This is a genomic window from Bradyrhizobium sp. Crot121 (genome assembly GCF_059512385.1).
In genome coordinates this window covers 1-9,381 of the sequence record NZ_JCAMOR010000141.1, presented here as the reverse complement: position 1 = coordinate 9,381, position 9,381 = coordinate 1, and the positions used below count along the sequence as shown (strand labels likewise).

5 protein-coding genes and 6 pseudogenes are annotated in these 9,381 nt (G+C 60.8%); 4 read left to right on the top strand and 7 right to left on the bottom strand.

Translation table 11 applies throughout. From position 1 onward, the window contains the following. Window positions 1-113 (bottom strand): annotated as a pseudogene (locus AC5ZGW_RS44165) (ATP-binding protein); the annotation flags it as partial. A gap of 29 nt (window positions 114-142) precedes the next feature. Here AC5ZGW_RS44165 and AC5ZGW_RS44160 point away from each other — a divergent pair. Genes AC5ZGW_RS44160 through AC5ZGW_RS44150 form a run of 3 tightly spaced genes read left to right on the top strand, consistent with a single transcriptional unit; the run spans window position 143 to window position 2,713 of the window. Continuing rightward, entirely contained in the window at window positions 143-631 is a 489-nt protein-coding gene (locus tag AC5ZGW_RS44160; RefSeq protein ID WP_207231195.1) for a hypothetical protein, read from the top strand. Beyond that, entirely contained in the window at window positions 625-2,490 is a 1,866-nt protein-coding gene (locus AC5ZGW_RS44155; RefSeq protein ID WP_207231194.1) for a recombinase family protein, read from the top strand. The genes AC5ZGW_RS44160 and AC5ZGW_RS44155 overlap by 7 nt, the downstream gene beginning before the upstream one ends. Next, entirely contained in the window at window positions 2,483-2,713 is a 231-nt protein-coding gene (locus AC5ZGW_RS44150) for a hypothetical protein (RefSeq protein WP_283813357.1), read from the top strand. The genes AC5ZGW_RS44155 and AC5ZGW_RS44150 overlap by 8 nt, the downstream gene beginning before the upstream one ends. Before the next feature lie 6 nt (window positions 2,714-2,719). Here the strand turns inward: AC5ZGW_RS44150 and istB are convergent. From istB to AC5ZGW_RS44120, 6 genes and pseudogenes are all read right to left on the bottom strand, one after another. Next, window positions 2,720-3,358, bottom strand: a pseudogene (gene istB, locus AC5ZGW_RS44145) (IS21-like element helper ATPase IstB); the annotation flags it as partial. Window positions 3,359-3,374: 16 nt separating this feature from the next. Beyond that, window positions 3,375-4,280 (bottom strand): annotated as a pseudogene (locus AC5ZGW_RS44140) (Mu transposase domain-containing protein); the annotation flags it as partial. A gap of 87 nt (window positions 4,281-4,367) precedes the next feature. Then, complete coding sequence (locus tag AC5ZGW_RS44135) at window positions 4,368-5,069, bottom strand: tyrosine-type recombinase/integrase (protein ID WP_283813362.1); 702 nt, start codon at window positions 5,067-5,069, stop codon at window positions 4,368-4,370. Window positions 5,070-5,096: 27 nt separating this feature from the next. Continuing rightward, a pseudogene (locus AC5ZGW_RS44130) lies at window positions 5,097-5,324 on the bottom strand (site-specific integrase); the annotation flags it as partial. Between the two features lie 457 nt (window positions 5,325-5,781). Then, window positions 5,782-6,423: pseudogene (locus AC5ZGW_RS44125) on the bottom strand (sigma factor-like helix-turn-helix DNA-binding protein); the annotation flags it as partial. 129 nt (window positions 6,424-6,552) lie between these two features. Continuing rightward, a pseudogene (locus tag AC5ZGW_RS44120) lies at window positions 6,553-6,979 on the bottom strand (IS66 family transposase zinc-finger binding domain-containing protein); the annotation flags it as partial. Window positions 6,980-7,797: 818 nt separating this feature from the next. Here AC5ZGW_RS44120 and repC point away from each other — a divergent pair. After that, window positions 7,798-9,015, top strand: coding sequence for a plasmid replication protein RepC (repC, locus tag AC5ZGW_RS44115; RefSeq protein WP_130231758.1), 1,218 nt, complete (start codon window positions 7,798-7,800; stop codon window positions 9,013-9,015). Window positions 9,016-9,381: the final 366 nt, after the last annotated feature.

Sequence of the window (9,381 nt, the reverse complement as noted above, 5' to 3'; positions counted from 1 at the left end):
GTGATGGTTTTGGCGTTGCGTTTTCGCATGCTTTCGCCGGCCAGCTGGAGGCGGTGAGCGTTATGGACGAGGCGATCGAGGACGGCGTCGGCGTAGGTTGGGTCGCCGAACACGACAGAGTACCCCTATTCTTGAGCGGGTCGTGTCTCACGTCACGATCACTGACCCGCATCATTTCCTGTTCGGGCACCGGCTTGAGGTGCTGAAGGAGCGGTCGGGGCGCGGTCCTGCCTACGTCGTCGTCGCGCTGCCGGACGGTCGGCGGCGGGCGGTTCGGGTCGCGTCGACCGATCTTGCCGAGACGCCGATCACTTGCCACCCGAACGCGGCCGATCTGCCGCGCATCAGTGCACGGACGCTGATCCCATTGATGCAACATTTGAGCGCGAGTCTGAGCCTTCTCGACGAGAAGGTGATTCGCGATGACCCACCGACCGCTTCCGGGTCGCGTTGCGTATCGACCCCTGCCGACGTTAGCAACTCCACCCGGCCGTCCAACGACCGACATTCCGCGCCTATGGCCGAATCTGTCGACCGCGACGCAAACCCAGATTGCTCAAACGATCGCCGCGCTGATGCGGCGAATGCAAGCGATCCCCGGCACGCCCGGAAGGAGACTGGGTCGTGCTGATCAGCTTGAACGTCGCTGACGAGCGGCTCACAAACGCGCACCGTGCCAAGTTGGCTTATGTCTACGTGCGGCAGTCATCCGTGAACCAGGTGCGCCAGCACCAGGAGAGCACCGAGCTACAGTACCGCCTTGTTGATCGCGCCATTGGTCTGGGCTGGCCGCCCGAGCGCGTGCAGGTCATTGACGAGGATCTGGGCAAATCCGGTGCTGGCGGCGTGGATCGTCATGGCTTCCAGAAGCTTATTGCCGAGATCGGCCTTGGCAACGCGGGTCTTGTGGTGAGTCTCGATGCGTCGCGCTTGGCCCGCAATAACCGGGACTGGCATCAGCTGCTCGAACTGTGCTCGGTATTCGGCGTGCTCATTGCGGATGGCGAGCGGCTTTACGAGCCGCGCGCCTATCACGACCGCTTGCTGTTGGGCTTGTCCGGCATCATGAGCGAGGCGGAGCTGCATCAGCTTCGGCTGCGCCTTCATCAAGGGGAACGCCAGAAGGCGGCGCGGGGCGAACTGCGGTTGCCCCTGCCAGCCGGGCTCGCCTACGATCGCGCGGGCACAATTATTCTCAATCCCGATGAGGAGGTGCAGGCCCGCCTTCGCCTTGTGTTCGCCAAATTCCAGGAACTGCAAAGCGCCCGCCGTGTGATGCGTTACTTGGACCGGAACGGATTGTCATTGCCAGTTCGGCCGCTGCTTGGACCAGCTCCACACGAGGTCGTCTGGCGTGCCCCAGCTAGCGTGCGCGTCCTTAGTATCCTTCAAAATCCGGCCTATGCTGGGGCGTATGTTTATGGCCGCCGGCAAAAGGATCCGAGCCGATGCCGGCCGGGATCACTGACGGGAACGGTCAAGGTGGCGATCGCGGATTGGGCGGTTTGTCTGCACGCCGCCCACCCAGGCTATATCAGCTGGGAGGAGTTCATGGCCAACCAGGGGCGACTGGCAGATAACCTCTGTCGCTATGAGGCAGGACACGCCGGCGTACCGCGCAAGGGGGCAGCCCTGTTACAAGGAATTGCGATCTGCGGCCGTTGTGGGCGACGCATGAGCATGCGCTACACGGGCCCGAATGCCGACTATCCGGTCTATTGCTGCCGGTCGGATCGGGACCAGCAAGGCAGTGCGCTGTGCCAGGAAGTCCGGGCCTTGGCAGTTGACGCGCTGGTCGAGCGGGTGGTCCTCGACGCCCTGATGCCGGATCAGATTGAGATCGCACTCGCGGCAGCGGGCCAATTGGAGCACGAGAGCCGTCAGCTCGAGCGCCAGTGGGCGCTTCGCGTGGAGCGCGCCCGCTACGAGGCCGAGCGCGCGCGGCGTCAGTATGACGCCGTAGAGCCCGAGAACCGTCTTGTGGCGCGCTCCCTTGAGCGGGCTTGGGAAGAGAAGCTGCGTGTCGTCGAGGCAGTCGAGCAAGAGCATGCGCGTTGGCGCGCGCAAGAGCCGCTTCTGATTGGCCCGGCGGAACGCGCAGGGCTGCAAGCGCTCGGCGAGAACCTGCCGCAGATTTGGAACGCGGCCACTACGTCGGCAGTCGATCGCAAGCGCATTCTGCGATTTGTCATCCGCGAAGTCGTTCTTGATCAGAAGCGGACCCGAGGTCAGGTGTGGCTCAAGATCGTCTGGCAGACCGGCGCAACCAGCGAGCATCACGTGCAAAGGCGCGTTCACACCTACCGCAATTACATCGACATTGATCGGTTGCGGCAACGGATCATCGAGTTGAATGCTGAACACAAAATGGATGGCGAGATCGCGGTAATACTCAATCAGGAAGGCTTCGTCGCGGCCCGCGGCTGCGCCTTCAAAGACGAGAACGTCTGGCTGTTGCGCACCCACCGTCAAGATCAACGGCGTGGATAAGAATCCGATGCGCTGGCCTGACGGCAGCTTCTCGATCCAGGGCGCAGCGGCTGAGCTTGGAGTAACCCCGCAAACAGTGTTCGATTATCTTGCGCGCGGATTGATGGCAGGTCGTCAGTTAGCCAAAGGCCAACCATGGCAGATCGAGCTCTCAGACAAACAAATCGGTCAGCTTCGCAATCGGGTACGACGCACCAAGCGGTCGAAGAAGGAGGCATCATGAAGTCATCGGGTCTCCGATAACTTCGTGCCATGTGTCCACAGGGAGTTGGCTGGTTACGATGGTGGAGGCGCGGCCATGGCGGTCCTCGAGGACTTCGAGTAGATCGCGCCGCTCGGCAGCGCTGAGCACCGACAATCCCCAATCGTCCAAAATCAGAAGCTGGGCGCGGCCAAGGGTTTTGAGCAAGCGGGCATAGCGTCCATCGCCCCGCGCGAGCGCCAATGCTTCGAACAATCTTGGGACGCGATGATAGAGAACCGAGCGATTGTCGCGGCAGGCCTTGTGGCCGAGGGCACAGGCTAACCAGCTTTTGCCCAACCCGGTCGCCCCGGTTAAAAGCAAATTCTCGTGGCGATCGATCCAGTCGCCGCTGACGAGCTTGGCGAAGACGGCCCGATCGATCCCCCGCGGCGTGCGCAAATCGACGTCCTCCACGCAGGCGTTCTGGCGGAGCGCGGCCAGCTTGAGGCGCGTGGTGAGCCGCCTGGTGTCGCGTTCCGCGGCTTCCCGGTCGACCAGCAGGCCGAAGCGATCTTCGAACGGCAAGGCTTCGAGATCAGGTGATCGGCGCTGCTCCTCGAAGGCCTTGGCCATGCCGCTCAAGCCGAGCTCGATCAGGCGTTCGTGGGTGGGATGGTTGAGCATACAGGTCTCCTTGGCTTCAGTGGAAATAATCCCGGCCGCGGATGTTGCCGTGGCGCAGGGGTTGGGGTTCGGAGGGCTCGTCGAGAAAGGTGCGATCCAGGCCGTTCTGGAGGATGGAGCGGATCGAGGCGACGGATCGCGCCTTGATCAGAATGCCGCGCCGGCAGGCCGCGTCGACGCGCTCGGCGCTGTAGCTTTTGGCCAGCGACAGAATGCCGAGGCAGGTGCGAAAGCCTTGCTCGGGATGCGGCCGGGCCGCGATCACGGCCTGGAAGAAGGCGGCGGTCGACGGACCGATCCGCTCACCGGCGGCGATCACTCTGGCGGGCGTCCATTGGCCGTAGCGCCGATGGGCGCTGGGCATGTGGTCGGCGATGGTGGTGTGGCCCCGCCGGTTGGGCGCGCGAGCGTGGCTGGCAATCCTGCGGCCGTTGTGGAAGATCTCGACCGTCCTGTCGTCAATGCGCGCATCGACGAGCTCACGGATGAGCCGATACGGCGTGGAATACCAGTGTCCGTCGATCTCGATATGATAGTCGGGGCCGACCCGACAGCGCTTCCAGTGCGCGAAAGCGTAAGCCTGGTCCGGCAGCTTTGTGAGCTTGGGCTGGTCGAGTTCGGCGAACAGTTCGGCGCGGCTGGCGCCAAAGTCGCGCATCTGTCGGGCATTGAGTTCGACGACGAGGATTTTGATGGCTGCGTTCAGCTCCGCCAACGAAAAGAAGCGTTGGTTGCGCAGCCGCGCCAGAATCCATCGCTGGGCGACTTGCACCGCAACTTCGACCTTTGCCTTATCTTTTGGGCGCCGCGGCCGGGCTGCGAGAATGGCCGTGTCGTAATGGCTCGCCATCTCGGCATAGGTTCGGTTGAGGCCAGGATCGTGGCGGTCGGGATTGGTGACGGCGGCCTTGAGATTGTCGCAGTTATGTGCCGGACATCGTTATGTGCCTGGCAACGGCTTGAGCCGGTCTCTCGGGGGAGGATCGCGGGCGTGTAGGCACATAATGCGCTACAGTGAATTGAGCCAGTCGAGGAGGGTTTTGTCGTCCTTCCAGGCGACGCGAGCCCGGGACACCGTTGAAATATCGGAACCCAGTTCGCAGGCGCGCAGCGCCTCGGCTTTAGCGCGCAGCGTCAGCTCGGCATAACGGTTTGTCGTGTCGAGACTCACGTGCCCGAGCCAACTCCGTATGACATTGACTTCGACACCGGATTCCAGCAGGTGGCAAGCAGCGGTGTGCCGGAATAGATGCGGACTGACCCGCCTGGATTTCGGCCCGTGTGTATCGAAGGATGCGCCGTGTCGTCGGACAATCTTATAGATCCCGAACCGCGTTAGAGGGCGGGCCTTCGGAGCGCAGAAGACTGGCTCGCCTGGCGATGCGCTACGCTGGGCGAGGAGCGCCTGGAGATGCTTCACTGTCTCATCCCAAAGCGGGCACGTCCGCCACTTGTCACCCTTGCCGTGCAAGTGGACTTTGGCTGGTGGCTTGAGTTCGAGGTGCTCGATACGAAGATCGGCAACTTCCTGCACCCGAGCGCCCGTGTTGTACAGGAAGAGCAACAGTGTGCGGTCGCGCAGCGAGAGATGACCTTGTCGAGGCAGCGAACGAAACAATGCCGTTACCTCCTCTCGCTCGAGGAAATGTGTATCGGGCAATGATGTGCGCTTGACGGGGATCGCCGCGACCTGCTGACAGACCGCCAGCATCTCGGGTGCACGCACCGCGAGGTAGGCAAAGAAGGTGTTCAGTGCTGCCCGCCGTTGATTGCGAGTACGCACCGAGTTACCGCGCTCTTGCTCCAGGTGCCTCAGGAACGCCAGACTTCGTTCGAATGTCAGGTCATCAAGGGCCAGTGTAGCAATCCGGCGACCACGCTGCTCGGACACGAAGCACAGGAACAGGCGGATCGTGTCACGATAACTGCGGATCGAACCGAGCCGCAGGCCCTTCTGTACCGGGAGATGATCGGTGAAAAATGAGTTCTGTGCGTCAAGTTTCGCCGGGCTGAGCGTCGTCTAGCACGCTCACCAATCCACGCTTGCACAAACGGCTCGACGTGATCAGGTAGGTTCTTAACCTCGCTGGCGCCGTGAGCTTTTGCGAACTCGCCAAAGCTCACCACGATGGGAATCCGGCGAGACACGCTGCTATCCGTATAGCGCTGCTCCGCCATCCAGCTGACGTACTGCTCGACTTCGGGAGCGATCCAGGACTCGTGAATACGATCGATGGTGGCGGGTCGGATGTAGTACTTCTCAAGCATGACAATCTCCTAAGGAAAGAAGGAGATCACTATGCCACGAGCGCTCCGTTATGTTGCCGCTGTCGCGGAAATAGCGTTTAAAAATGCAGGTTGTGACAGCATTCGGCACATAACGATGTCCGGCACATAACTGCGATTTTGTTACCGGTAACAAAATCGCAGACCACGAATGTCGGCGCGCCGCCGAGGAAGGCGAAAAGGTTGACGTGGAGGCGGATCCAGTCGGCGAGCCCCTCGCTTGGGCAGGCCTCGGCGTACGTATAATTGGACGCGCCCATCGCCGCGACGAACAGCTTCATCGACTGCACTTCCCCACTTGAGGGGTCGATGACGTCGATGGTGTCGCCGGCGAAATCCACGAAGACCTTCTCGCCGCCCAGATGGGTCTGCCGCATCGAAGGCCGGGCACGCCCCTTCCAGGCCTCGTAGGTCGTGCAGAACCATGTGTAGCCGAAGCCATCGGGATGGCTGGCGCGATACTCGTCCCACAGCAGCCGGCGGGTCACGTTGCGCCGGCGCAGCTCCTTGTCGACATAGCCCCAGTCGGGAATGGGCCGCTGGGGGCTCTGCGACGCAGGCTTCGGCGCAGGGAAAAGCAGCAGCTCCAGGTCTTCGTCGGTCATTCCGGCCGGCAACGGCCAGTTCAGCCCGGCAGCCCCGGCTCGGCGCAGATAGCTGTGCACGGCGCCGTTGCTGATGCCCAGGGTGCGCGCAATGGCTCGCTCCGGCAAGCCTTGAACATGTTTTAAGCGGAGAACCTCTTTGATCCGGCGCATCGACAATCTCTGGGTGGGCATCGGCCTTCCTCGTTCACTGACGAGGCAGTTCCTAAGCCGGTTGAGTTGTCGGCCGAAGCGGGCTGCGCTGCTGAAAACTTGCTCACGATCCCCTGAAATCCGTGCTCACGATCCCGCGAAACATGCAGCCAGATGGCGGCGCATGTGGTCGGCAACGGGTCGGAGATGGAAGCAGGCGCGGTCGGACCAATTGCCCAGTGTCGCCCGATCAAGCCGGATTCCCTGGCGCGCATAGATCTCGGCCTGACGGTAAAACGGCGTATGGTCGCCAAACTTGGAGACAATCTACGTGCGCAATGGCCGCTTCGGTCGGCAGCCCGCCGGGCACGACATGCTCCGGCGCGTGTGCCTGCACAATAGCGCCCGAGCAGCGACGGCAGACGTATTTCGGGCGGCGCGTGACGAGCACGCGCCATTGCGCCGGGATCACGTCAAGGCGTTTGCTGACGTCCTCACCAATCTTCGTCATGGCGCCGCAACCGCACGGACAGAACGTGCTCGCAAGCTCGATGACGCGCTCCACCTGCGGCAAATGGGCAGGCAAGTAATCCCGATTGCGATGACGGTCTTGACCCGATCCGGCGCGCGATCGGCCCCTGATGATCGCCGCCGCGTCTCTCCTGATTCGCGGGACAATCTTGCCCGCCGTCAGGCAGAAACTCCACTTATCGTACTGTGCAGATTTCCGGAGCCGGCTCTGTTCGATCGCCGATGTGATCCCGTGTTCGGCACGCCCTTTGCAGGCCGCGTCCATCGCCGACGACGTTCTCGATGTGTAGAAAACTCGGCGCAGCAACCAAATATGACCGCCTATGGTGCCCAAGATGGGCGCCACTTACAATAACAAATCATAGGTCCTGTTTTGATATTGAAGCAGTACTTCGACAGCGCTGTAGCGTTTGCGACCTAACGAAGCGATACAACGCACCTGGCTCTCGAAGTGTCGCTTGGTAATGAAGGGGCCCACGACCACCGATCCCGCAAGCCGTCCAAGCTTTGGCTTTATGTTTTTTGAGTTGCTTGGAATAGTTCTCACGGCCGCAGCGTGTCCTTACGAAGGCTTGCGCCAGAGCCGACGGTAGGACCAAGTCCATTAGCCGAGACGATAGCCTCAGGACCAATGCCGGAGGATGCAGCCGCTGGCGAACGAACCTGCTTTTGCTGTACATGGACAGCCGCCCTAGAACTGCTTGGCTCACTTCAACACAAAAGAAATCTAACGAGATCAGCTACCGCGTACGATTCACTCTCCTCTAAGCGTTAAGGAAATGTGGAAGACACTATTAGTGACTATGCCGAATCAGATTTCTTAGAGCTAGTAAGCTGAGCCCGGCAACGCCGGGCCTTTATTGCCTTGGTGAATCGGATCCGCGAATGGAGATACACGAGCAAAGTCCCACGGCTCCCTTCGGGACAGGGAGGATCTCGTTCGACGTTGTTCGAACGCAGCAGCAAGTCAACGCGCTCTTGCCTGGCAAGAGCGTCAACAAGTGGCAGCTGTTCCGACACATCTGCATTGCGAGATCTCAACTGGGTGTATCGGATCGCGCGCTCACGGTTCTTGAAGCTCTCTTGACCTTTCATCGGGAGACGCTCCTCGCCTCGAGCTCCAGCGATCTCGTGGTCTATCCATCGAACCGTAAGCTTATTATACGAGCGCACGGGATCGCACCTTCCACGCTTCGCCGTCAACTCGCCTCTCTCATCAAGGCAGGCCTTATTTTGAGGCGCGATAGTCCGAATGGAAAGCGCTATGCGCGACGCGATGCAAGCGGGCATATTGATCGGGCGTTCGGCTTCGATCTTAGTCCGCTCATCGTTCGGGCGGCTGAGCTTGCGGATTTGTCTTACAGCATTGCTGAAGACGGTCAACTTGTCGATCGCTTGCGGAAGCAAGCCACGCTTTCCCGGCGCGACATTGGCAAAATGATCGAGACGGGTATCGAGGAGAATATCGATGCTGATTGGCCGGCGATACGCCGCCAATTTGGCAATCTGACGGCGCGCCTTCCGCGTATCCCATCCCGCGAGTCTCTGGAGCCGGTTGTCCGCGAGCTTACCCTTCTTGCTTCGCATATCCTTGAGATTCTGCAGCAACACGTTCATCGGGGTGAAGCACCGGAAGTCGACGCAGCCGATGCTCCTGACCTAGATAGCTGCGTAAAGTCGAAACCTAGAATGGCACCTACCAGGTCCCAACACCAAGCAAATGTGAGTGCTAGATCCTTCGCGATGCCCGTTCGGCTCATCATCGAGGCTTGCCCGGACATCGTCAATTATGCCCGCGGCGATATTCGGACCATTGGAGATCTGGTCGCCGCCGCGCGGCTAGCGCGGCAGCTGCTTGCTGTTAGTCCAAGCGCCTGGAATGAGGCCTGTACAGTTATGGGAGAGGAGGGAGCTAGCCTCACGCTCGCGGTTATCTTGCAAAGAGGGGACTCTATCAAGAACGCTGGCGGATATTTGAGAACACTGACGCGGCGCGCGGCTGCAGGAGAGTTATCAATTTGGCCCCTGATTATGGCCTTGAGAGCACTCAACCAGAAGCGTAAACTCTACACTCAATATCGACCAGCTCCATTTTCCCGATGAGCGGTGGGAGCTGGGGAAACGCCTGCAAACGCTTCACGGCCTCAGCTTGGATCTCATTGCATCTCTTCGCTTACGCCGTAAGCGGCCGGTGACTCGTCTGTGACGAAGCGACGCGGCGCCCGGCTAAAGTGATATTTCCTGCCGGGAGAGTATCGACGAACGCGCGGATGGTGACGCGCAACTCTCCGCCGGCCATCGCAGGAGCAGGCCGAGGTTGTAGCCGGCGGCAAGGACCATGATGCGGTAGCCGAAACGTCCCTTGAGATAATTGCGATGCATGCGATGCTAGCTAGCATTACAGTTGTCTTTTTGTTTTGAAGTGCGCGCGCTGGGCGGCGGCCTGGTGAGCTCTACGCCAAAGTGACC

Excerpts from the sequence above, each read along its gene's own strand:
- repC (WP_130231758.1), top strand. The coding sequence starts at position 7,798 with ATGGAGATACACGAGCAAAGTCCCACGGCTCCCTTCGGGACAGGGAGG.
- AC5ZGW_RS44135 (WP_283813362.1), bottom strand. The coding sequence starts at position 5,069 with ATGCTGGCGGTCTGTCAGCAGGTCGCGGCGATCCCCGTCAAGCGCACA.